This window comes from Flavobacterium notoginsengisoli (assembly GCF_014207905.1).
Classification (GTDB): Bacteria; Bacteroidota; Bacteroidia; order Flavobacteriales; family Flavobacteriaceae; genus Flavobacterium; species Flavobacterium notoginsengisoli_A.
The window spans coordinates 256,535-280,605 of record NZ_JACHLB010000007.1 but is presented as its reverse complement, the minus strand read 5'-3'; the positions used below and the strand labels follow the sequence as shown (position 1 = coordinate 280,605).

The following is a 24,071-nucleotide window of genomic DNA, read 5'->3' as shown; positions in this document are numbered from 1 at the left end:
TTATCCTGTAAAATTCGTGATTATTTAGGTTTCTATTTTATACTTTCTTTTTCGTATTCGTCAATATGATCAAATTCTGGATAATGTTTTCTCGCTTTTGACCACATTAAATAAATTGCAGGAATTACAAAAAGCGTTAAAGCTAATGAGAAAATTGTTCCTCCCACAATTACAACCCCCATACCGATTCTACTTGTTGACGCGGCACCTAAAGACATTGCAATTGGAAGTGCTCCTAAGGCAATGGCTAAACTCGTCATTAAAATTGGACGTAAACGTGCTTCCGAAGCTTCTAAAATAGCTTCTAATTTTGGTTTCCCTTGCTCTCTTAACTGATTGGCAAATTCTACAATCAAAATACCATTTTTAGTTACCAGACCAATTAGCATTACAGTACCAATCTGGCTAAAAATATTCCAAGTTTGATTGAATAGCCATAATGAAAATAATGCTCCCGCAACCGCCATTGGAACTGTTAAGATGATGATAAAAGGATCTATAAAACTTTCAAACTGTGCTGCAAGAATTAAGAAAATCAATAATAAAGCTAATCCGAAAGCGAAAGAAGTGTTAGAACTACTTTCTACGAAATCTCGAGATTCTCCAGCTAAATCAGTAGTGAAACTTTCATCCAAAACTTTAGCTTTAATTCTATCCATTTCTTTGATACCGTCTCCCATACTTTTTCCTGGCGCTAAACCAGCAGCAACTGTTGCTGACATATAACGATTGTTGTGGTATAATTGCGGCGGATTACTTTGTTCGTAAACTTTTACAACGTTATCCATCTGAATCAATTCGCCATTTTTGTTTTTAACAAACATCGATGTTAAATCCAAAGGTTTAGATCTGTCTTTTTGATCGAATTGTCCAATTACCTGATATTGTTTTCCGTTTTTAATGAAATATCCAAAACGTTGTCCACTTAAAGAAAGCTGTAAAGTTTGTGCAATATCTAAAATCGAAATTCCTAAACTTTCTGCTTTTGCACGGTCAATTGTCACATTGACCTCTGGTTTATTGAATTTTAAATTGACATCGGTAGTAGAAAAAACGTCACTTTTAGATACTTCATTCATAAAAAGCGGAATTTTTTCTCTTAATTTATCAAAGTTTGGAGCCTGAATAATGTACTGAATCGGCAAACCTCCACGTCTGTTTACTGCAATTGTAGGCTGCTGAATTACAGATATTTTAGCATCGGGATATTTTTTTGTCCATTTGTTTAATTTATCGGCAATATCTTTTTGAGATCTTTCTCTTTCTTCAGGTTCTGTGAGTGAAAGCCTTATGAAACCTGAGTTAGTTGCTGAACCTCCAGAACCTCCGGCAGTAATAACTAAGCTTACTTTTTTTTCTGGAATAGAATCATCAACCAATTGTGATATTTCCTGCATGAAGCGGTACGTATAATCGTAGGAAGAACCTTCTGGTGTAGTCATACGCATTGTTACAGAGCTTCTGTCATCATAAGGAGCAGTTTCTTTCGGAAGGATCGTGAAAAATAAATAAATGATTCCGAAACAAGCAATTAGAATAGGGAAGCTTATCCATTTTTTTGCCATAAATTTTGACAAAGCTTCAGCATAACTGCTATTCATTTTTTCAAAGAAAGGTTCAGTTTTAATGTAGAATTTAGATTTCTTTTGTTCTCCACCTTTCATCAAATAGGCATTCAGCATAGGTGTTAATGTCAATGAAACAAAGGCAGAAATTAATACCGCAGCTCCAATGACGACTCCAAATTCTCTAAATAACCTTCCGACAAATCCTTCTAAGAAAATCACAGGTAAAAATACCGCTGCAAGAGTAACTGAAATCGAAATTACGGCATAAAAAATTTCGTTAGAACCTTTAATCGCAGCTTCAATAGGCGACATTCCTTCTTCTACTTTTTTGAAAATATTTTCAGTAACCACGATTCCGTCATCTACCACCAGACCTGTTGCGAGAACAATAGCTAAAAGTGTCAATACATTAATTGAAAATCCGAAAAGCCACATAATGAAAAATGTTGCAATTAATGATACAGGAATATCAATTAAAGGTCTGAAAGCAATTGCCCAGTCTCTAAAAAACAAATAAATAATAATAATTACCAATATGATTGAAATTCCTAACGTTTCGGCAACTTCTAAAACAGATTTTTTAACAAATCTTGTATTATCAAGGGCAATGTTTAGTTTGATATCTTTTGGTAAATCTTTTTTTAAAGCTTCGAATTTTTTGTAAAATTCTGTTGAAATATCTAAGTAATTAGCTCCTGGCATTGGCACAATTGCCATACCGATCATCGGAAGTCCAGAAGACATTAAGGAAGTTTCTATGTTTTCTGGTCCTAATTCGGCACCTCCAATATCACTTAAACGAACAATTTTATCACCATCTGTACGAATGATAATATTATTGAATTCTTCTGGTTTAGAGAGATTTCCAACTGTTTTTACCGTTAATTCGGTATTGTTTCCCGTTAATTTTCCGGAAGGTAATTCAACGTTTTGTGCATTTAATGCCGTACGAACTTCTGCAACGGTACAGCCGTAAGCTGCTAATTTTGCAGGATCAATCCACAAACGCATAGCATAACGTTTTTGTCCCCAAATTTGTACAGCACTTACACCTGGAATGGTCTCTAATCGTTGTGAAATAACATTCTCAGCATAGTCACTCAATTCTAAAGAACTTCGTGTATCACTTTGTACAGTCATCGAAATAATAGATTCGCTATCTGCATCTGCTTTAGAAACTACAGGCGGCGCATCAATATCTTGTGGTAAACTTCTAACAGCTTGAGAAACTTTATCACGAACATCGTTTGCAGCTTCTTCTAAATCTTTATCAAGGTTAAATTCGATTGTAATGTTACTACTTCCTTGGTTACTAGAAGAAGTAATATTTCGGATTCCATCAATTGCATTTACCGCTTTTTCAAGAGGTTCTGTAATTTGTGATTCTATAATATCTGAATTCGCACCAGTATAATTGGTACGAATGGAAACCTGCGCAGGATCAATCGAAGGAAATTCTCGAACACCCAAAAAAGTATAACCAATAAAACCGAAAAGTATAATTAACAGATTCAGTACAATGGTTAAAACAGGTCTTTTTATACTTGTTGTAGATAAACTCATTTGTAATTTTAGATTTTAGATTGTTGATTTTAGATTTCAGATTTATTGCTAAATCCTACTAGCTAATTTTAAATCTATATTAAGTCTTGTGACTTTTGACTTTCGGCTTTATGACTATTTAACTTTTACTTTAATAGGTGCTTCATTTTTTAATGACATCACACCACTTGTTATTAAAGTGTCTCCAGCTTTCAATCCTGCTAAAATCAAAATAGAAGAGTCGGTTCTCGTTGTGGCGTCAACCATTACTTCTTTTGCTTTTCCGTGATCAGCGACAAAAACTTTTTTACCATCTTGAATCGGAATGATAGCCTGAGAAGGTACAACGATAGCATCTTTAATAGTATTTAATGGTAGTTTAATGTCTGCGAAAGTTCCAGGGAAAAGTTTTCCGTCTGTGTTATCAGCAATAGCACGAATTTGAAGTGTACGTGTAGCAACAGCAACTTCTGGTTCGATGGCATAAATTTTTGCCGAATAAGTTTTATCAGATCCAGAAACTGTAAAATCAATTACAGAACCAGATTTTACTTGAGATGCATATTTTTCAGGAATAGAAAATGTGATTTTTAGTTTGCCAGTATTTACCAATTTTGCTACTAAAACAGTTGGTGTAATATAAGTTCCAGGTGAAATAGAACGTAAACCGATTTTTCCTGAAAAAGGAGCTTTAACAGATGTTTTTGAAATCTGTGCTCTAATTAATTGGCTTTGTGCTTGGGCAGAAGCGTGATCTGCTCTTGCGATATCAGCTTCTTCTTGACTAATTGCTTCTTTTTGAAGAAGTAATTTTGCTCTTCTTTCGTTTTCTGCTGCGAGACCTTCTTTGGTAACAGCTTGTCTTAATTGAGCTTTTAACTCAATATCGTTTACTTTAAAAAGAACTTGTCCTTTGTTTACAAAAGTACCTTCATTAAAAAATATTCCTTCTACAATTCCAGAAACTTCACTATGGATTTCTATTTGTTCGTTTGCTTCAATAGATCCTGTAAGTGATAAATTATTGTCAAAAGTGGCTGTTTTGATTACGATTCCATTAACAGTTGTTGGAGAATCTTTATCATTAAATTTTTTAGAGTCGTCATTTTTACTCTTATTTGATATAATTCTGTAACTGATAAAACCACCAATTGCAATAATTAAAAGGGTGTAAATAAGGTGTTTTAGTTTCATAAAATTGAGGTGAATATAGATTTTAGGTTTGTATTTTTAGTAAGCTGACAAATTTAACTTTTTGTTGTGAAATCTAAAGCTGTTAGCTTTTATTTAACATTTGTATGTACAAAGGTTTGCTTTTAGACTTTAAAAGTGCACAAAGGTTTAATTAATCTTTAAATTTTTTTTAGAAATATCAAGGCTTGTAAGATTATTTCTCTATTGCAATTTGAGAAATAAGAGGTTGTAGAAGTGAGAGTTTTTCTATCCTAAAATAAAAATAATGCATTTTGTCTGATTTTTTTTGCACTTTATCGATTTTATTTGTAACATTGATATGTTAAACAAAAATACAGATTTAAGCAGAAATACTGGTGTTTGTGATTGGTGTTTATGTTAAATTGTAAGAATGGAAATTGTTTTTTAGAGTTTTTAATGAATTTGTTGATTTTTTATGTTAACAAATGTTTATTCTTTAGGTGTTTTAAATAATTAAAAAATGATTTATGAAGAAAACATTACTTTTAAGTTTATGGTTTACATTATTAGTTCTTGCAATTGGGTATTTGTTTTGGCAGAATGAATTTAAGTATAGTCTTCCAACGCCAATTCCTAAAGATTATCACGCTATAGCAATGGGTTCAAAAGTAGAATTAGGACCATGTTGCGCATTTGATAATAAACCTGTTTTTGTACATTTCTTCAACCCGGATTGTCCTTGTTCACGTTTTAATGTTCCTCATGTAAGCGATTTGATAAAAAAATATGGCGATCAAATCAATTTTAAAATCGTGGTTTTAAATAAACAAAAGAATTTTACAATAGCAGAAATTCAGGAAAAGTTTGATGCAAAAGTTCCGGTTTATTTTGATGAAGCTATTGCTAAAAAATGCGGTGTTTTCTCTACGCCACAAGCAGTTTTACTAGATCCTTCGCATAATTTATATTATCGTGGAAACTACAATAAAACAAGATATTGCACAGATGCTAAAAGCAATTACGCTGAAATGGCAATAGATTCTTTATTGAGAAATAAAACAGCCCCTACTTTTAATGCTTTGGCTCTTAAAGCCTACGGATGTTCGTTACCAAAATGCACTAAATAAATCTATCCAAAACCCAAAAACTTAAATCTATGAAACCAAAAGCTAGTTTAAACGAACAGGATTACCTGCACAGTTTTATGTCTACAATGACGCAAAAATCGGACACAATTATCAATTATGTTCTTGCTATTTATTTCCTTCTCGGAATAGGATTGTCTTTTAAATATGACACTTTCGAGATTGGTGTCGGAGTTGGAACGCTAAATCTTCTGGCGTATTATTCGGCTAAATTTTTCATGAAAAACTCCAAGTTTTATCAATATGTTCTGTCTGTTGTGCTTGCTATTTTTATGGCGCAGTACATTTACCAGATGCACGGAATGTTCGAAATGCATTTTACAGTGTTTATTGCCAGCACCATTTTGATTATCTATCAAAACTGGAAACTTCAAATTCCTCTGACTTTGCTAGTTGTCCTGCATCACGCAGGATTGGCTTACTTGCAAAATTACATTTATAATGATGCTAACGGACTTCAAGTATACTTTTCGCAAGTCAATTTTGATATTGAAACTCTTGCTATTCATACTGTTTTGGCTGCGGTTGTCTTTTTTATGAACGGTTATTGGGCTTATTATTTTAAAGAACACAGCGAAAATCACATTTCTAAAATTTCAGATGAATATGAATTAGAAAATATGAAATTGGCTTCAGCAAAATACAGTTCAATGTCAGCTACAAAAGATTATAACGATTTTATCCATAGAACAACTTTAGATCTTAAACTTCCAGTCAATTCAGTTTTAAAGCTTATAGATGTTTCAAAAGGGCATACAGACAATGATAAACTGCTGTCTTACCTTGAAATGATGAGAGAAAGCGCTAAGAAAATTGATGATTTGGTCAATGATATTCATGTAAAATCTACAAACAGCAGAAATTCAATTTAAAAAACTTCCAAACTAACATTAATTTTTAAACCTGCTGTATGTTTAAATATGATTTTCCAACTGCAGTGCCAACACTGCATAATTTGAAAAGAACTATTGATGATTTTTTAAGAGAAAGCATAACTTTAAATTCAATAGACAAAATTGGTGCAGAAACTGAATTTGCTAAAGAAGTTGCTGAAATTCTAAAAGGTCATAGAAATAATTCTCAAGTACAAAATCTAGATTTTCAATATAAAAAGTTAATTCAGATAACGAGCGATATTCACCGTCTTGATTTATTAGAAGACAATGAAATACCAGAATGGCTTGAAAATGAGTTAGAATCTGTTTTTCATAAAATCAGAAATATTCTACTCGTTTTAGAAATCGAATTAAACTAAAATATGTGTTATTGAATTGTGTATTAACTTAAATACAAAAATTTATGGATACCAGATTAAATCGTCCAACACCTTCTGATAGAGAAGTAGATTGGAATAAGAATAAAGTACTGCTTAGTAAAACCGACAAAAAAGGAACTATTTTATATGCCAATGAAGACTTTATAGATGTTTCTGGTTATGACGAATTTGAACTTATAGGTCAGCCGCATAATATTGTCAGACATCCTGATATGCCGAAAGTTATTTTTAAATTTCTTTGGGACAGTATTAAATCGAGTGAAAACATTCATGTAATTATAAAAAATATGGCTAAAACAGGCCGTTATTACTGGGTTGTAACCGATTTTAAAATTGTTGCTGATACAGATGGAGAAATAGTTGGTTTTTTCGGAACTAGAAAATCTGTTCCAAACGAAATTATTGTAAAATTTATAGAACCGTTATACAAAAAATTATTGCAAATTGAAGAAACGAGCGGTATTCAAGCCTCTGAAGAATATCTCGTTGGGTTTCTCGAAGAGCGAAAAAAAACTTATATGGAATACATTGATCATTTAATTGCTACAGGAAAAGATGATAAAAATAAAATAAGCAAAGGTTTATTTAGTGGTCTTTTTGAAAAGAAAAATGATTCCAAAAAGTAAATAGAAATAACTTCATTGTGTCAGTTGATATTCACCCCCTTAAATTTGCCCCCCAACAAATCTAAATCACCTGAATAAAACTTAAAAATGTTTGAGTCTGATGCAGTGAAGTTTTTTTTTAAGATGCTAAGTTACTAAGATGCTAAGGTTCTAAGTTTTTTTATATTGAAACTGTTCAAAATCTATTTAACTGTAAATTTTATTTGTACTCATATTTTTTGACCTCGTCAAAAAAAACACAAAGCAGAACCTCAGAACCTCAGAACCTCAGAACCTCAGAACCTCAGAACCTCAGAACCTCAGAACCTCAGAACCTCAGAACCTCAGAACCTCAGAACCTCAGAAATTAAGAAATATAATTCCAAATATTTTTCTTCTTAGTCAATTCTATAAAAATAGCTCTTAAAATAGCGTTTTCTGGTTTTTGAAGCGCAGAATCTTCTTTTAAGATTTTCATAGCATAATTACGGGCTAAAGACAAGATCTCTCTATCTTTTACGATATCAGCAATTTGAAGGTTTAGAACACCACTTTGCTGCGTTCCCATTAAATCTCCTGGACCGCGAAGTTTAAGATCTACTTCTGCAATCTCAAAACCATCATTAGTTTGCACCATAGTTTCCATTCTGGTTTTGCTGTCTGAGCTTAATTTATGTCCAGTCATTAAAATGCAATAACTCTGTTCGGCGCCACGTCCAACGCGCCCGCGTAATTGGTGTAATTGAGAAAGACCAAATCTTTCAGCGCTTTCAATAATCATCACACTGGCATTTGGTACATTTACTCCAACTTCAATTACTGTCGTGGCAACCATAATATTGGTTTTTCCTTCCGAAAAACGCTTCATTTCAGAATCTTTATCGGCTGGTTTCATTTTTCCGTGAAGAATAGAAATAGCATATTGCGGAAGCGGAAAATCACGAGAGATACTTTCGTAACCGTCCATTAAATCTTTATAATCCATTTTTTCGGATTCTTGAATTAACGGATAAACGATATAAATTTGCCTGCCTTTTGCAATTTCATCGCGAAGAAATTTCCACACTTTCAAACGATTCGTATCATAACGATGAACGGTTTGAATTGGTTTTCTTCCTGGAGGTAATTCATCAATTACAGAAATATCTAAATCACCATATAAACTCATTGCCAAAGTTCTCGGAATTGGCGTTGCAGTCATAACCAAAACGTGTGGCGGAATATCGTTCTTTTTCCACAATTTTGAGCGCTGTTCTACACCGAAACGGTGCTGCTCATCAATTACTGCTAGACCTAAATTCTGAAATTGCACTTTATCTTCAAGTAAAGCGTGCGTACCAATTAGAATTTTTAGTTCACCGCTTTCTAATTCTTCATGAATAATCTTTCTTTCTGAAGTTTTAGTAGAACCAGTGAGAATTCTAATATTGATGTTTAAAGTTTTAGCAAATTCAGACAAACCCAAAAAATGCTGATTAGCCAGAATTTCGGTTGGTGCCATCAAACAAGCTTGAAAACCATTATCAATCGCAAGCAACATACTCATAAAGGCAACAATGGTTTTTCCAGAACCAACATCACCTTGCAAAAGACGATTCATTTGGGCATTACTACCCATATCTGTTCGGATTTCTTTGATTACTCTTTTTTGAGCATTTGTCAAATCAAATGGCAAATGATTTTTATAGAATTCATTAAAAAGTTCTCCAACTTTCGTAAATGGATGCCCTTTTATTTTATGTTTTCGAATAAGATTTTTGGTAATTAATTGAAGTTGAATGAAAAACAATTCTTCAAACTTTAATCGAAATTGTGCTTTCGCTAAAATATCGGCGCTTTTTGGAAAATGAATATTAAATAAAGCCGCTTTTTTCGGAATCAGTTTTAATTCTTCAATCAAAAAAGGCGGAAAAGTTTCTGTAAACAAAGCTTGTGTTTCTAAAAAAAGCTGTTCCATTATTTTATTAATGGTTCGATTAGAAATACCTTTATTTGCCAAAGCCTCAGTTGAAGGATATACTGGCTGCATTGCAGAACGAAGACTTCTTTCGTGCTCGCTCAATAATTCAATTTCAGGATGTGCCATGCTAAATTGGCTTCCATAAAGGGAACATTTCCCAAAGATTACTATCGTTTCGTTGAGTTTTAAACTTTCTCGAATCCATTTATGACCTTGAAACCAGTTTAGATCAATTTGACCTGTATCATCTACAAAAGTAGCAACAAGACGTTTTTTGTTTTTAGCAAATTCGACCGTCTTTATATGAATTATTTTTCCAATAATCTGAACCTCAGAACCTGTATTCTGCAATTCATTAATCTTATAATAGCGTGTTCTGTCAATGTATCTATTCGGAAAAAAATTCACCAAATCTCCATATTTATGAATACCCAATTCCTTACGAAGAAGCTGACCACGAGTCGGACCAACACCTTTTAAGTATTCTATTGGAGTTTCGAGAAGATTATTAGACATTCGAAGTTTTAGATTTTATAGAGCTAAGATTAAAAGAGACAAGAAGAAAGAAAAAAGACAACGCATTATCTTTTTTCTTTCTTCTATATTCTTTTTTCTTTAGAAAGCGAAGATAGATTTTAATTGGGAAATTTGAAAATGAATTATAGTTTCAGGCATTTGAAATTTTCTGAAGTTAAATTTTAATTTTTGACGCAACCATTTTAGAAAAACAGAATCTTTACAACGAATATTATTTTAAACAATGCTTACTAATTCAAATTGTTTAAGGCTCCGTCGGTTTTCTGGCGGAGTTTTTTTTATTAATTTGAAATTTAAAAGCATTTTCAACTGCTTGAATATTATCTTATTGTTAAGTCGCAATAAGATAACGCAACTATTTTAAGGAAGTAAAATCTTAATAATAAACGAACCCTTAAAACTAGTAAAAATGAAAAAAATTGGACTTTTAATTATGTTGCTTATTTCGCTTGCTTCTTGTTCTAATGATGATGAAAATAGAACAAAAGAAGCTTATCATGGGAAATGGAACCTTACATATATGAGTAGAAATAAAAATCCTGCAGCAAATTCAATAGATATTATGGAATGGCAGGAAAGCTATATTTTTAGTTCTAGCGGTAAGTTTGCTAAAACAAGAATTAAAGACAATAAAAAATCTACTGTTTTTGGCACTTATTCTGTTGTTGAAACTTCAGAACAAACTCAATTTACTTTAGTTTATGGTGCGCAAAACGATATAATAGGAACGTGTACAGGAAATTTAACAGAAAATTTATACATCATTAAAACTATTGGAAAACTTTATAGCGCTTGGGGAGCTTGTGATGGACCATTGCTTAGTTATGATAAATCAAAATAATATTTGTAAATGTTTACTAATTGAAATTATTTGACTCCGTTGGTTTACTGACGGAGTTTTTGTTTTAAAGAAATTGATTGGATTTTAATAGATTTTGAGAAGGAAGAATAGTCGTGTAAATTAAATGAATTTTTATCTTTGGATAAAATTAAAAAAATGAAAACACACTTAGCGCTTTTACGCGGAATTAACGTTTCGGGACATAATATGATGAAAATGGAGGCTTTGAAAACAATGTTGGAAAATATTGGATTTCAAAATGTTCGCACCTATCTACAATCTGGAAATGTTTTTATTGATAGTGAAGAAGAAGCTTCCAAAGTGGGTTTTATGATAAAACAGGAAATTTTTAAAGTTTTCGGGCACGAAGTTCCTGTAGTTATGATTACCAAAGAAAATCTGGAATCTTGTTTTGCTAATAATCCGTTTTTGAAAGAAAAAGATATAGATACAAAGAGGTTATATGTAGCTTTTGTTTCTACTAATTTAAAAAAAGAAAATATAAACGATTTAAAAATAAGTCAGTTTAAGCCAGATGAAGCAAGTATTGATGAGAATAGAATTTTTATTAAATATGCTGTCGGAGCAGGAAAAACCCGTTTTGATCAAAAATATATTGAGAAAAAATTGAATGTAATTGCCACAATCAGAAACTGGAATACAGTCACTAATTTGCTTAAAATATATTCAGAATAATGAAGAAATTAATCGTGTTATTTGGCTTATTTCTTTTTGTTAATCCAATTCTTTCTCAAACTAAAACTGCGGTAATTGATGAAAGTTTTAGTTCATTTTTAAAGAAATTCACCTCAGATAAAAGCTTTCATTTAAGTAGAATTAATTTTCCATTGACTGTAAAACTAAACAATGATGATTTTGAATTAATTAATTACATAATCGTTAAAAATGACTACGTTCCGATTCAATTAAATGATAAAGGAAGCAGTTATCAGCATCAAAATAATCCCAAAAACAACACTTATATCATTAAAAGAAGAGGGGTTGATAATGGAATTTTTGTAGATTACATTTTTACAAAAAGAAAAGGATTATGGTACTTAAAAACTTGGATTGACGAATCGACTTAATTTATTTTTTGATCAAATCACAATACCAAAAGCCAAAATCAAAAGCAGTTTCGTCATTATTGTCACAAGCAGAATTCGTTGATTCTGTTTTTGGTTTTTCATATTTTCGATACACAATTTCGCCAATTTCAAAATCAATTGGTTTTGAAAATATCGGGCCGTCAAAAGCAAAGGTGTGAAATTCGCCATTTTCGCCACAGACATCTACATTTTCAGGCAAATCATTTATAAAATCTTGATCGATTATTCTGCCCACAAAACTCTTGTCTAGATATTTTTCATTTACACAAACCACAATTGTTTTGAATCCTAATGAAATAAATTCCTGAATTAAATCTTTGGTCGGAATTTTCCAAATCGGAAAAACACCTTTAAAATCAATTTTGGCTAATTGATTTTCGCGATATTGTCGTAAATCTTCCAAGAAAATATCACCAAAAACAGAATGTGTTACGCCGTTGTTTTTTAATTGAGACAATGTTTCAGTCATTACATTTTCATAAACTTCCATCGTTGGCATTTCTGGAATTTCCATTATTTTTAGTGGAATTCCAATGCTTTCTGCCTGCGCTTTCAATAATTCAACGCGAACACCATGCATCGAAATTCGCTCATGCTTTTGGTTTACGCTAGTTAATAAACATTCAATTTTATAATCTGGATTCTGAAGTATTTTATATAAGGTAAGTGCAGAATCTTTTCCGCTACTCCAATTAAATAAGGCTTTTTTAGGTGTAGACACAATTTGGTGTTTTAATGCGGTAAACTTACAAATTTCATTCTAATTGTTGGGGAAAGGTTTGTAACTTTGGAATTTCGCCTTCAAAATTGATTTCAATGAAATACCTATTTTTATTATTTACCAGTTTTCTTTTTGCTCAGCAAACCCAATATGTCGATTTTAAATCGGTTTCAGGACAATTGTCTTTGAATTCAAAAGAAAAAACAATTTCGGGTGCTGTTGATTTTCAATTTGAAGTTTTAAAAGATTGCGATACGATTTCTCTTGATGCAAAAAACATGGAATTTTCGAATGTAAAAATCAACGATAGAGAGATTGTTTTTATAAATACAACCAAACAATTAAAGATAATTTTCCCGTTTAAAAAAGGGCAAAATAATTTGACTTTTAATTATAAAGCAAAACCAAAACAAGCTTTGTATTTTGTTGATATTGAAAATAATGAAGTGCAAATATGGACACAAGGGCAGGGCAGATATACCAGCAATTGGTTTCCTAGTTTTGATGATGTAAATGAAAAACTAATTTTTAATCTAGGAATTTCGTACGACAAGGAATATCAAGTTGTTTCGAACGGGCTTCTAAAAGAAAAAACAACAAAAGGAAACGAAATTTTTTGGCAATATCAAATGCAGAAACCGATGAGTTCTTATTTGCTAATGCTCGCAATTGGAAAATTTGATAAAAAAGAGTTTAAGTCAAAAACCAAAATTCCGTTAGAATATTATTATGAACCTAAAGATTCAAATCGTTTTGAACCGACATATCGCTATTCTAAACGAATTTTTGACTTTTTAGAGAAAGAAATCGGCGTAAAATATCCTTGGCAAATTAATAGACAGCTTCCTGTTAGAGATTTTTTATATGCCGGAATGGAAAATACTACAGCGACACTTTTTGCGACTCGTTACGTTGTAGACTCTATCGGATTTTGCGATCGAAATTATACCAATGTCGATGCACACGAATTGGCACATCATTGGTTCGGAGATTTAATTACGGCAGAAAGCAGTACGCATCATTGGCTTCAGGAAGGTTTTGCAACTTATTTTGCTTTGCTTGCAGAAAAAGACATTTATGGCGAAGATTATTTTTACTCCAAATTATACGATACGGCACAACAAATAAAATTTGCATCAAGAACCGATACGATTCCGGTTTTAAATGCTAAGGCAAGTTCGCTTACTTTCTATGAAAAAGGTGCGTGGACGTTATTTGTCCTTCACCAATCAATTGGCGATAAAGCATTTAAAAAAGCTATTAAGAGTTATTTAAATAAATATGCTTATCAAACAGTAAACACTCAAAATTTCTTTGATGAAATAAAAAAAGTTTCAGATTTTGATGTGGAGCAATTTCAAAAAACTTGGTTAGAATCTACAGCTTTTGATACTCCAACAGCCAATGCGTTATTGAGTAAAAATAAAACGATTCAGAAACGATTAGAAATCGATAAATTGAAAAAAACACCTTTGGCAGAAAAAATAGATGTTTTGCGAAGTGTTTTAGAATCTGATTTTTATGAATCTGTAAAACAATCTGTTGTTGATCAGTTGGAGAATGAAAAATACGAAGCTAAGAAACCTCTTTTGCTTCTAGCTTTAGCAACTAATAATATCAAAGTTCGTCAGAATGTGGCAGAAACAATGGCTAAAATTCCAGAAGATTTTAGACAGAATTACGAAACTTTATTGGATGATAAATCCTATCAGACACAAGAAATTGCTTTGTATTGGCTCTGGAGAAATTTTCCAGATCATAGAACAGAATATCTAAATAAATCGAAAAACTGGATTGGATTTAACGATTATAATTTGAGAACTTTATGGCTTTCTTTGGCGCTCTCAACAACAAATTATAGCAATGATTCTGAGTCTTTAATAAATGAATTAATAGCGTTTTCGTCTACAAAATATGAAGCCACTACAAGACAAAACGCATTAGAGAAATTGATTGCTTTTAAAATTATTAACGATCAGGTTTTGACCAATTTAGTTAGCGCTACAACGCATCATATGTGGCAGTTTTCTAAGTTTGGAAGAGATACAATTCGACTTCTTTTAAAAAATCCTGAAATGCGTGCTTCATTTAATAGAATTTTGCCTAATTTGACACCCGATGAACAATTTCAATTAGATCGTTTGTTGAAAGAGTAATATGAAGATGGAAGAAGCAAGAAGAAAGATTGTTATTTAAGATTTAGTCTTGTTTCTTGCTTCTCACATCTTTCCTCTTAAAATAAAAATCCAAAAACAAAACCTACATTATAATTTATGAGAGCATTGGTTATTTCAGGTGGTGGTAGTAAAGGCGCTTTTGCCGGCGGTGTTGCCCAGTATTTAATAGAAGAAAAAAAGCACGAATACGATTTGTTTTTAGGAACTTCAACAGGTAGTCTTTTAATTCCGCATTTGGCTCTCGGACACATCAAGAAAATTCATTCAGTTTATACCAATGTGACCATGGCAAGTATTTTTAATATTTGCCCTTTTGTGGTTAAAAATAAAGATGGAGTTGATATTGTCACAATAAATCACTTTAATGTTTTGCGTCAGTTTTTTAAGGGAAAGCGAACTTTTGGAGAAAGCAAAGGATTAAAGAAATATATCCAGAATAACTTTTCACTTTCTGATTTCAATAAACTTAAAAAATTGAAGACAGATGTTATCGTTACAGTGACTAATTTCACTAAAAACGAATCAGAGTATAAATCGGTTAAAGATTGCACTTACGAGGAGTTTTGTGAATGGTCTTGGATATCAAGTAACTATGTTCCGTTTATGAGTTTGGTAGAAAAAAACAATTGCGAATACGGCGACGGGGGATTTTCAAGTTTGGTTCCAATTCGTGAAGCAATTAACAGAGGCGCTACAGAAATTGATGTAATTGTTTTAGAAACAGAGGTAAATACAACCAAAACTGTAATTGGAAAAAACCCATTTTCACTAATGATAGATTTGTTTAGAATCGCATTAGATCAAGTCGAAAAACATGATATTGCTATAGGAAAACTTATGGCAAGCAATAAGAATGTTAAACTTAACTTATATTACACTCCCATAAAATTGACTGATAATGCCTTGATTTTCAATAAAGATGTTATGAAAGAATGGTGGGAACAAGGTTATGAATATGCCCAGAATAAATCGGAAGTTATGAGTGATAATAAAATTTTAATTTAAGATTCAAGCTTCTCCCATTCTATTAATCTTTTTAAAACTAGAATACAGATTGCGTAGAAAACTAGAATAAAACCGAATTCGTATCTAGCGTTTAAAAGTTTTAAATGATTAAATTCTGTTTCGGTAATCTTTCTAATAATTTCGCCTCTGTATTTTAGAACAAACTCATTGTTTATAAAAACCGGATCTCCACTCTCCATATTGAACATAAAAGCTGCACTGCTTGCTGTTCCAATAAAACTAACAAAGAGTATTGCCAAGAGCCAATTAGGGCAATTTTCAATAAATGGAATTAATGAAATTGAGTTTGAATTAAAAAAGGTATCACTATTGTTTTCGTTGTATTCTACGATGTGAGAATTGTTTTTGGCTAAAAAAAAGGATGGGATAAAAACCGCAAAAACTGCTGGAAGTAAAATCAAGAGAAAAGGCATCGTTTTCAACAAATTAATATTTAGAAAACTTAAGGCAACTATAATAATGCATAGTGACCAACCAATAATTGAGATTAAGAAAAGCGTTTTTTTCATTTTTGTTTAATACCAAAGATCAGCAACTTCATTTTTAATAAAACTCAAAGCGGCATTACTTGGAGATTGTTTTTCTAATAAATCGTTCAGAATAACTTCACGTAATTTATCAGCATTGTCAACTTTGTCGCTCATGGCAGCTTTACGAATCATTTGTATTGTGGCATTTTTAGCCGTTGTAATGATCGTCCAGCATTCATCAGACATATAGATCTGCTGTGTTAAATTGTGCTCGAATTCTTGTTCGATTTGATCGATTACATAATTTTCGTAATCGTGTTTATTTTGTGAAATAGGAGAAACTCTAATTAATAGTTTAGTCAAATTGATGCGTTCCAAAAATAAAGTCATACGCTCGTAAGCTTGTAAACGCACCGGAAGAGATTCTTTATGTGCCTGTTTGTTTAATAGAAAAGCACGTTTTTTATCATTGTTTTTTATATGTAGTTCGAAAAAACGATATGCTACAACTCCTGTAACTAATGCTGGTAAAGTATAACTTGCAAGCTCGATAATCTTGTTGAAATCCATTTGAATAATTTTTAAGCAAAAATATACTTTTTGCTGAGAAATCCACTTTAAATTTATACTAATAAACAAAAAGGAAACTGTACTTTTGCGACTTGTTTTTTATTATGATTGAAATTTATTTTAATGGACTTGTATATCATATTTTTTCTTTGTTTAGCGGCTTTTGCAGCCGGATTTATTGATGCTATTGTTGGCGGTGGCGGTTTAATCCAAACTCCTATGGGATTAATTTTATTGCCTAATCTTCCGGTTTCGACGGTTATTGGAACTTTAAAAATTCCTGCTTTTAGCGGTACAGCTTTTGCGGCTTTTCAGTATTTGAAGAAAGTCGTAATTCAATGGAAATTGTTGATTATAATGATGTGTTTGGCAGTTCCTTCTGCATTTTTAGGTTCAACAATTTTAACGCTTGTTAGTAATGATTTTATGAAACCTCTATTATTAGTTGTCTTATCATTATTGTTTATTTATACCTATGCCAAGAAAAATTTTGGACAACATGTGGCTAAAGATCATTCAGAAACAACTCAAATTATTTATGCCGTTGTAATTAGTATAATCGTTGGCTTTTATGACGGATTTATCGGTCCAGGAACTGGAAGTTTTTTTGTAGTTGCTTTTATTGCGCTTTTAGGGTTTGATTTTCTTCATGCTTCCGCGAATGCTAAAATGGTCAATTTGGCAACAAATTTTGGTTCAATTTGTCTTTTTATGATTAAAGGGAAAATCATTTGGACAATTGCAATTCCAATGGCAATTAGTAACGGACTTGGCGGTTGGATTGGCGCTAAACTGGCAATTAATAAAGGAAATGGTTTTATTCGAATTTTCTTTTTAGTTGTTGTAGTTGGGACTTTGATTCGATTTGCTTATGATGTGTTTTATAAATGAAGACGCTAAGTTGCTAAGATACTCAGGTTCTAAGTTTTCTTTTTTGAAATTATGAGCTAACGTTGTTTTTTTGTTGCTATAAAATGATTATTTTTGTATCATTATTTGAGAATTAAAGTTTTGTGTAATGATAGAAATAGTTGAAAATTATGAAAAGTATATTAATTCATTGCCAGAATTAATTAATAAATCTTATTATAAAGCCGAATTCTTTATTCAAAAATTAGGTTTAAAACATGCAACCTATTATAGAAAATTAAAATCAAATAGTTTTACACATCAAGAAGTGAAGCTTATCACTTCTTTATTATTTCCAGAAGAAATTTTGATGCAGGAATTACAAAAAAGTGAAGAAGACATCAAGGCTGGGAGAACAATCAATTTTGAGGATTTTAAGCAAAAATTAAGAGCTAAGTATAACATCTAGTTCTAAAGGGTTTCTTTTATTGTCCCAGAATGTGATAATATATATAGTTTGTTTTTCGATTTTATAAAATAAATATACTTGATTTGATACTAGAAACTTTCGAAAGGAAGTTTTTTTATATTTTGAACCAATATAATTGTTTTGAAGAATCATTTCGATTGTGCTGATAGTTTGATTTGAAAACTTAGCGGCTTTGAAATCACTATATTTATTTATTATTTGAGAAAACGTTTTTTCAGCATTTTCAGTTAATTTGACATTCATTTATGTTAAAATAGAATTACGCAAATATAAGACAAATTTAAAGAATTTTCTTTCATTTTTTTTAAAGCCAATTTTTTGTTTCTTAGCCCCGATTGAGGCGGTATCCTTGCAGCGGAGCGGAGAGATAAAGCCGAAAGCGGGAACCCATGCTTATAAAATGCCTATTGCTTGGCTTCAAAAAAAAAACTTAGAACCTTAGCGTCTTAGTATCTTAGAACCTTTCAAAAGCATCTTAGGAACTTTCTTTTTTAATTCTTATTTTTGCATAAAAGGAGAAAAATTACATGCAGAAATATATTGACCAGCTCAACGAAGCGCAGAGAGCGCCTGTTTTAAAGAAAGACGGGCCAATGATTATTATTGCTGGTGCAGGTTCGGGAAAGACCCGTGTTTTAACAATTAGAATTGCTTATTTGATGCATCAAGGAATTGATGCGTTTAATATTTTATCGCTGACTTTTACTAATAAAGCGGCGAGAGAAATGAAACACAGAATCTCTGATATTGTGGGAGCATCTGAAGCAAAGAATCTTTGGATGGGAACTTTTCACTCTATTTTTGCGCGTATTCTTCGTGCAGAATCTGATCATTTGGGATATCCTTCCAATTTTACTATTTACGATTCGCAAGATTCGGCGAGACTGATTTCTTCTATTATTAAAGAAATGCAGTTAGACCGCGATATTTACAAGCCAAAACAGATTTTAGGCCGTATTTCGAGTTATAAAAACAGCTTGATTACGGTAAAAGCGTATTTCAATAATCCAGAATTAGTTGAAGCCGATGCAATGGCGAAAAGACCAAGATTGGGAGAAATTTATCAGCAATATGTTGAGCGTTGTTTTAAAGCTGGTGCAATGGATTTTGACGATTTATTGCTGAAAACCAATGAATTGTTAACTCGTTTTCCTGAAGTTTTAGCGAAGTATCAAAATCGTTTCCGTTACATTTTGGTTGATGAGTACCAAGATACAAATCACTCTCAATATCTGATTGTTAGAGCTTTGTCTGATAAGTTTCAGAATATTTGCGTGGTGGGTGATGATGCGCAGAGTATTTATGCTTTCCGTGGTGCGAATATTAATAATATTTTGAACTTTCAAAAGGATTATGAGGGAGTTGTAATGTTTCGTTTGGAGCAAAATTATCGTTCAACACGAAATATTGTAGAGGCGGCCAATACTGTTATGGACCATAATAAAACGAAACTGGATAAAGTAGTTTGGACAGCAAACGAATTTGGTCCAAGAATTAAAGTCCACCGAAGTTTGACAGATGCAGAAGAAGGACGTTTTGTGGCGAGCACCATTTTTGAGCAGAAAATGCAAAACCAATTACATAATGGTTCTTTTGCTATTTTGTATCGTACCAATGCGCAATCACGTGCTATGGAGGATGCTTTGAGAAAAAGAGATATTCCGTATAGAATTTATGGAGGTTTGTCTTTTTATCAGCGTAAAGAAATTAAAGATGTTTTATGCTATTTGCGTTTGGTTTTAAATCCGAAAGATGAAGAAGCTTTGATTCGTGTAATCAATTATCCAGCACGTGGAATTGGAGATACAACAATAGAAAAACTTACCATAGCAGCCAATCATTACAAACGCTCTATCTGGGAAGTAATGGTTAATATCGATAAAATTGACTTGAAATTAAATGCTGGTACTAAAAATAAGCTGAAAGATTTTGTAACAATGATTCAGAGTTTTCAGGTTATTGATCAGAATCAAGATGCGTTTTATATTACAGATCACGTTGCGAAGAAAACTGGTTTAGTTCAGGAATTAAAAAAAGATGCTACTCCAGAAGGAATGGCAAAAATCCAGAATATCGAAGAACTTTTAAACGGTATTAAAGATTTTACAGAAGGACAGAGGGAGATTGACGGAGCGAGAGGAGCACTTTCTGAATTTATGGAAGATGTTGCTTTGGCTACAGACTTGGATAAAGATACGAATGATGAAGATCGCGTTGCTTTAATGACTATTCACTTAGCAAAAGGATTAGAGTTTCCTCACGTTTTTGTGGTTGGTATGGAAGAAGATCTGTTTCCTTCTGCTATGAGTATGAGTACTAGAAGTGAATTGGAAGAGGAACGACGTTTGTTTTATGTGGCTTTGACTCGTGCGGAACATCAGGCGTATTTAACTTATGCGCAATCTCGTTATCGTTGGGGTAAATTGACAGATAGCGAACCATCTCGTTTTATTGAGGAAATCGATGGTCAATATTTAGAATATTTAACGCCTTCTGAAACTAATTACCGATACAAATCACCAATTGATGGTGATATTTTTGGAGATGTAGATAAATCTAAATTAAGATTATCTAAGCCAGTTGGTGGAACTCCTCCAAAACATATTACGGACAATAGTCCGAAACCAGATTTGAATATTAGAAAATTAAAACCTGTTGCAGGAACTAATCCAAATGCAAGCGCACCAAACCTGTTTGATGGTAAATTGACAATTGGAAATATTGTCATGCACGAACGTTTTGGGAAAGGTGAAGTTATTAATATGGAAGGTGTTGGTCCAGATAGAAAAGCAGAAATTAAATTTGAAGTTGGCGGAATCAAGAAATTGTTGTTGAGATTTGCTAAATTGGATGTTATAGGTTAGTCTGAAATAGTAGGATTATGAGAAATATATTTTGTATCTTAATGTATTCAATTTTATTAAATTCTTATGGTCAATCTGATAATTTAAAAAAAAATGATAAAATTCTGCTAGGTTTCTGGAAAGGTGCAGAATTTGATGAAGTAACACTTGATATAAAAAAGCATTGGCTAATTAATAGATTAGAGAATGGCACTTATATTATTTTAGGCACATCATTAGACAATTGCAAGGTCAAGTTCTCTAATGAAAAAGGTACTTGGTGGACTGATAATGGAAAACTTTATCAATTAAATGATAATTCAAAAGTTTTAAAAATTTTTAATTATAGGACAACAGACCTAGGTAGTGTTGAGATTTTTTTTTCAGAAAACCCATGTAAACATATAAAAGATTGCGGTAAATTTTTTTATGAAAATAAATGGGAATAAAAAAAGTTAATTTGAAATCTAAAGCGTAAAAATGGCTGAATTTATAAAAATATATCCCGATAAACCTAGTGAAGCGGCAATTGCTAAAGTGGTAAAAGTGCTTCAAAATGGAGGTTTGGTAATTTATCCGACAGATACTGTCTACGGTTTAGGTTGCGATATTACCAATTCTCGTGCATTAGAAAAAATTGCTAAAATAAAGGGAGTAAAATTGGAGAAAGCAAATTTCTCATTTATTTGTCACGATTTGAGTAATTTATCAGATTATGTGCGTCAGATTGATACTTCGACTTTTAAGATTTTGAAGAGAGCGTTGCCAGGGCCTTATACTTTTATTTTGCCAGGTAACAATAATTTGCCAAAGGAGTTTAAAAAGAAAACAACGGTTGGTATTCGTGTACCTGATAATAATATCATTTTGGAAATTGTTCGTCAGTTAGGAAATCCTGTAGTTTCTACTTCTATTCGTGATGAAGACGATGTAATCGAGTATACTACAGATCCAGAATTAATTTTTGAGAAATGGCAAAACCTTGTAGACTTGGTAATCGATGGAGGATATGGTGATAATGTTGGTTCAACAATTATTGATCTTTCTGAACATGAACCTGTAATTGTCAGAGAAGGAAAAGGGGATGTGGATATTTTGTAAAAAAATACTTTAATTGTATTACAGTTTAAAAATTATGCCTAACTTTATTATAGTTAAAATTTAGTTAGTTAATTTAAAATAATGTTATTCTTGATTTGTATTTAATTGGTTATTAAAAGGAGAATTAAGAATACAAAAAAAGCAGGTCAACCGACCTGCTTTTCTGTTTTTAATGCTATTTAAAAACAAGAATTATTTAGCTTGTTTTTTCATTTCTTTTTCAATCATATCATAGAATTGATCGATTTTTGGCATAACTACGATACGAGTTCTTCTGTTACGAGCTTTATCCTCAGCAGTATCATTAGCAACTAATGGCACGTAAGAGCTTCTACCTGCAGCAATTAATTTAGCTGGGTTAACACCAAGATCGTTTGTTAATACACGAACGATAGAAGTAGAACGTTTAACACTTAAATCCCAGTTGTCTAAGATAATTCCGTTGCTTTTGTAAGGTACGTTATCTGTGTGACCTTCAACCATACATTCGAAATCTGGTTTATCGTTTACAACTTTAGCAACTTTAGCTAAAACAGTTTTAGCTTTATCACTTACGTCATAGCTTCCGCTTTTAAATAACAATTTGTCAGCGATAGAGATAAATACAACTCCTTTTTCAACATTTACTTCGATGTCTGGATCGTTAATTCCAACTGCACCTTTTAAGCTTGTAACTAATGCTAAAGTAACACTGTCTTTTTTAGTTAAAGCATCTTGAAGTCTAGAGATTTTTAAATCTTTTTCTTTCAAGCTTTCAAGAGATTTTTCAAGGTTTTCAGCACCTTTAGTTGTTAAGATTGTTAAGTCTTTTGAACTGTTGATTAAGTCTTGATTATGTTGTTTGTAGCTTTCAGCAGTAGCAGCTAATCCAGCTTTTTCTTCTAAGCACGTATTTAATTTTACAGTACAAGAGTTTAACAAATCTTGAGTCTCTTTGTTTTTTGCTTCCAACTCAGCATATTTCTTTTTAGAAACACATGATGTTAGGGCCATTAATACTGATAGTGCGATAACTATTTTTCTCATAAATTTAATTTTAATTAGACTTGATTACAAATTTAGTTTTTAATATTTTGAATACTGTTAAAGATTTCTTTAAAAAAGGTCATTTTCCTTATATAGTAAAGGAAAACGATGCTTTTTACCATATAGTATTGCTGTATTTGAAAATCTTTTCTTTTTTTCAAATAACTTAAAGATAAGCAATAAAATGAAAAATGTGCCTTTAAAATGGCAAAAGTATGCCCAAATTTTCCCTGTGTAAGAAAACGGATACCTGCAATTCCGTCTAAAACCATTCTGAAGAAAATTACCCAAAACAATCCTCTTTTCGGCAGATTTTTGACAAGCATTAATAGTGAATTTCTAAAATTCAAATAGGTTTTTCTCGGATTTCCTTGTTGTAAAGTTGCTCCTCCAACATGGTAAACAACAGATTGGGAATTGTATTTTATAACGTGTCCTTCGTTAGAAGCTCTCCAGCATAAATCAATTTCTTCTTGATGCGCAAAAAAACTTTCATCAAATCCGCCAAGTTCGTGATAAACATTTTTTCTAATAAAAAAGCAAGCGCCAGAAGCCCAAAACAATTCAATATTGTCATTGTACTGTCCGTTGTCTTTTTCTATGGTTTCGAATACTCTTCCTCTACAAAAAGGAAAACCATATTTATCTATAAAACCACCTGCAGCACCAGCATATTCGAAATATTCCTTGTTTTTAAAGTCAAGAATCTTTGGTTGAATAATGGCGGTTTGTTTTTCGTTTTCGAAATTTTCTAGAATTGGTTTCAGCCAATTTTCAGTGACTTCAATATCTGAATTTACTAATGCGTAAATTTCAGCATCAATATGTTTTAAGGCGTCATTATAACCTTTTGCAAAGCCATAATTGCCTGAGTTTTTAACAATTTTAACGGTAGGGAAATTTTGATTGACAAATTCTACTGAATTATCTGTAGAATCATTATCTGCAACATAAATTGCTGCACCTTCTGAAAATTGAATAACAGATGGTAAAAACTGCTCAAGCAATTTTACTCCGTTCCAATTTAAAATGACAACTGCTATCTTATCCAAAAGTATTC

The 24,071-nt window shown here is 31.9% G+C and carries 23 protein-coding genes; 14 read left to right on the top strand and 9 right to left on the bottom strand.

Annotation, left to right across the window (positions count from 1 at the left end; genetic code table 11):
• Nucleotides 1-32: 32 nt before the first annotated feature.
• Together HNP35_RS20420 and HNP35_RS20415 are read right to left on the bottom strand one after the other, a co-directional pair.
• The gene (locus HNP35_RS20420; RefSeq protein WP_184165855.1) at nucleotides 33-3,131 is read right to left on the bottom strand and encodes an efflux RND transporter permease subunit; all 3,099 of its coding nucleotides are present in this window, start codon (nucleotides 3,129-3,131) and stop codon (nucleotides 33-35) included.
• A gap of 114 nt (nucleotides 3,132-3,245) precedes the next feature.
• On the bottom strand, nucleotides 3,246-4,304 hold the full coding sequence (locus HNP35_RS20415) for an efflux RND transporter periplasmic adaptor subunit (protein WP_184165858.1): 1,059 nt from the start codon (nucleotides 4,302-4,304) through the stop codon (nucleotides 3,246-3,248).
• Nucleotides 4,305-4,792: 488 nt separating this feature from the next.
• On the opposite strand from HNP35_RS20415, the gene HNP35_RS20410 reads away from it, so the two are divergent.
• Genes HNP35_RS20410 through HNP35_RS20395 form a run of 4 tightly spaced genes read left to right on the top strand, consistent with a single transcriptional unit; the run spans nucleotide 4,793 to nucleotide 7,312 of the window.
• Nucleotides 4,793-5,392 carry a thioredoxin fold domain-containing protein gene (locus HNP35_RS20410; RefSeq protein WP_184165861.1) on the top strand — a complete coding sequence of 200 codons (600 nt, stop codon included), beginning with the start codon at nucleotides 4,793-4,795 and terminating at the stop codon, nucleotides 5,390-5,392.
• A gap of 29 nt (nucleotides 5,393-5,421) precedes the next feature.
• On the top strand, nucleotides 5,422-6,282 hold the full coding sequence (locus tag HNP35_RS20405) for a hypothetical protein (protein WP_184165864.1): 861 nt from the start codon (nucleotides 5,422-5,424) through the stop codon (nucleotides 6,280-6,282).
• A gap of 38 nt (nucleotides 6,283-6,320) precedes the next feature.
• Nucleotides 6,321-6,665 (top strand): hypothetical protein, encoded by a 345-nt coding sequence (locus tag HNP35_RS20400; RefSeq protein ID WP_184165866.1) that lies wholly within the window; start codon nucleotides 6,321-6,323, stop codon nucleotides 6,663-6,665.
• A 44-nt stretch (nucleotides 6,666-6,709) separates the two neighbouring features.
• Nucleotides 6,710-7,312, top strand: coding sequence for a PAS domain-containing protein (locus HNP35_RS20395; RefSeq protein ID WP_184165869.1), 603 nt, complete (start codon nucleotides 6,710-6,712; stop codon nucleotides 7,310-7,312).
• Nucleotides 7,313-7,658: 346 nt separating this feature from the next.
• On the opposite strand, the gene recG is transcribed toward HNP35_RS20395, so the two are convergent.
• Nucleotides 7,659-9,767, bottom strand: coding sequence for an ATP-dependent DNA helicase RecG (recG, locus tag HNP35_RS20390; RefSeq protein WP_184165872.1), 2,109 nt, complete (start codon nucleotides 9,765-9,767; stop codon nucleotides 7,659-7,661).
• Between the two features lie 430 nt (nucleotides 9,768-10,197).
• Between recG and HNP35_RS20385 the strand changes: the two genes are divergently transcribed.
• From HNP35_RS20385 to HNP35_RS20375, 3 genes are all read left to right on the top strand, one after another.
• Complete coding sequence (locus HNP35_RS20385) at nucleotides 10,198-10,629, top strand: hypothetical protein (protein WP_184165875.1); 432 nt, start codon at nucleotides 10,198-10,200, stop codon at nucleotides 10,627-10,629.
• Nucleotides 10,630-10,785: 156 nt separating this feature from the next.
• Nucleotides 10,786-11,325, top strand: a complete 540-nt coding sequence (locus HNP35_RS20380; protein ID WP_184165878.1) for a DUF1697 domain-containing protein — start codon at nucleotides 10,786-10,788, stop codon at nucleotides 11,323-11,325.
• Nucleotides 11,325-11,717, top strand: coding sequence for a DUF4348 domain-containing protein (locus HNP35_RS20375; RefSeq protein WP_184165881.1), 393 nt, complete (start codon nucleotides 11,325-11,327; stop codon nucleotides 11,715-11,717). The genes HNP35_RS20380 and HNP35_RS20375 overlap by 1 nt, the downstream gene beginning before the upstream one ends.
• Before the next feature lies 1 nt (nucleotide 11,718).
• Here the strand turns inward: HNP35_RS20375 and HNP35_RS20370 are convergent, their stop codons facing one another.
• On the bottom strand, nucleotides 11,719-12,459 hold the full coding sequence (locus tag HNP35_RS20370; protein ID WP_184165884.1) for a diphthine--ammonia ligase: 741 nt from the start codon (nucleotides 12,457-12,459) through the stop codon (nucleotides 11,719-11,721).
• Nucleotides 12,460-12,554: 95 nt separating this feature from the next.
• Between HNP35_RS20370 and HNP35_RS20365 the strand changes: the two genes are divergently transcribed.
• Nucleotides 12,555-14,615: a M1 family metallopeptidase gene (locus tag HNP35_RS20365; RefSeq protein ID WP_184165887.1), complete on the top strand. Its 2,061-nt coding sequence runs from the start codon at nucleotides 12,555-12,557 to the stop codon at nucleotides 14,613-14,615.
• Nucleotides 14,616-14,732: 117 nt separating this feature from the next.
• Nucleotides 14,733-15,641, top strand: coding sequence for a patatin-like phospholipase family protein (locus HNP35_RS20360; protein ID WP_184165890.1), 909 nt, complete (start codon nucleotides 14,733-14,735; stop codon nucleotides 15,639-15,641).
• Here the strand turns inward: HNP35_RS20360 and HNP35_RS20355 are convergent.
• Together HNP35_RS20355 and HNP35_RS20350 are read right to left on the bottom strand one after the other, a co-directional pair.
• Nucleotides 15,638-16,171, bottom strand: coding sequence for a hypothetical protein (locus tag HNP35_RS20355; RefSeq protein WP_184165893.1), 534 nt, complete (start codon nucleotides 16,169-16,171; stop codon nucleotides 15,638-15,640). The two genes, HNP35_RS20360 and HNP35_RS20355, sit on opposite strands and share 4 nt — an antisense overlap.
• Before the next feature lie 6 nt (nucleotides 16,172-16,177).
• Entirely contained in the window at nucleotides 16,178-16,702 is a 525-nt protein-coding gene (locus HNP35_RS20350; protein WP_184165896.1) for a hypothetical protein, read from the bottom strand.
• A gap of 123 nt (nucleotides 16,703-16,825) precedes the next feature.
• Here HNP35_RS20350 and HNP35_RS20345 point away from each other — a divergent pair, with 123 nt between their 5' ends.
• On the top strand, nucleotides 16,826-17,593 hold the full coding sequence (locus HNP35_RS20345; protein WP_184165899.1) for a sulfite exporter TauE/SafE family protein: 768 nt from the start codon (nucleotides 16,826-16,828) through the stop codon (nucleotides 17,591-17,593).
• 127 nt (nucleotides 17,594-17,720) lie between these two features.
• Nucleotides 17,721-18,020, top strand: a complete 300-nt coding sequence (locus HNP35_RS20340) for a hypothetical protein (protein ID WP_184165902.1) — start codon at nucleotides 17,721-17,723, stop codon at nucleotides 18,018-18,020.
• Here the strand turns inward: HNP35_RS20340 and HNP35_RS23980 are convergent.
• Entirely contained in the window at nucleotides 17,997-18,284 is a 288-nt protein-coding gene (locus tag HNP35_RS23980) for a type II toxin-antitoxin system RelE/ParE family toxin (RefSeq protein ID WP_343069221.1), read from the bottom strand. The two genes, HNP35_RS20340 and HNP35_RS23980, sit on opposite strands and share 24 nt — an antisense overlap.
• A 284-nt stretch (nucleotides 18,285-18,568) precedes the next feature.
• Between HNP35_RS23980 and HNP35_RS20335 the strand changes: the two genes are divergently transcribed.
• From HNP35_RS20335 to HNP35_RS20325, 3 genes are read left to right on the top strand one after another with little or no spacing between them, the layout of a single operon-like run.
• Complete coding sequence (locus HNP35_RS20335; RefSeq protein WP_184165905.1) at nucleotides 18,569-20,905, top strand: ATP-dependent helicase; 2,337 nt, start codon at nucleotides 18,569-18,571, stop codon at nucleotides 20,903-20,905.
• Between the two features lie 17 nt (nucleotides 20,906-20,922).
• A complete protein-coding gene (locus HNP35_RS20330) occupies nucleotides 20,923-21,333 on the top strand; it encodes a hypothetical protein (protein WP_184165907.1) in 411 nt (136 codons plus the stop codon).
• A gap of 31 nt (nucleotides 21,334-21,364) precedes the next feature.
• A complete protein-coding gene (locus HNP35_RS20325; protein WP_184165910.1) occupies nucleotides 21,365-21,985 on the top strand; it encodes an L-threonylcarbamoyladenylate synthase in 621 nt (206 codons plus the stop codon).
• A gap of 192 nt (nucleotides 21,986-22,177) precedes the next feature.
• On the opposite strand, the gene HNP35_RS20320 is transcribed toward HNP35_RS20325, so the two are convergent.
• Both HNP35_RS20320 and HNP35_RS20315 read right to left on the bottom strand, forming a co-directional pair.
• Entirely contained in the window at nucleotides 22,178-23,011 is an 834-nt protein-coding gene (locus HNP35_RS20320) for an OmpA/MotB family protein (RefSeq protein ID WP_091497649.1), read from the bottom strand.
• A gap of 32 nt (nucleotides 23,012-23,043) precedes the next feature.
• A complete protein-coding gene (locus tag HNP35_RS20315) occupies nucleotides 23,044-24,063 on the bottom strand; it encodes a glycosyltransferase family 2 protein (RefSeq protein ID WP_184165912.1) in 1,020 nt (339 codons plus the stop codon).
• Nucleotides 24,064-24,071: the final 8 nt, after the last annotated feature.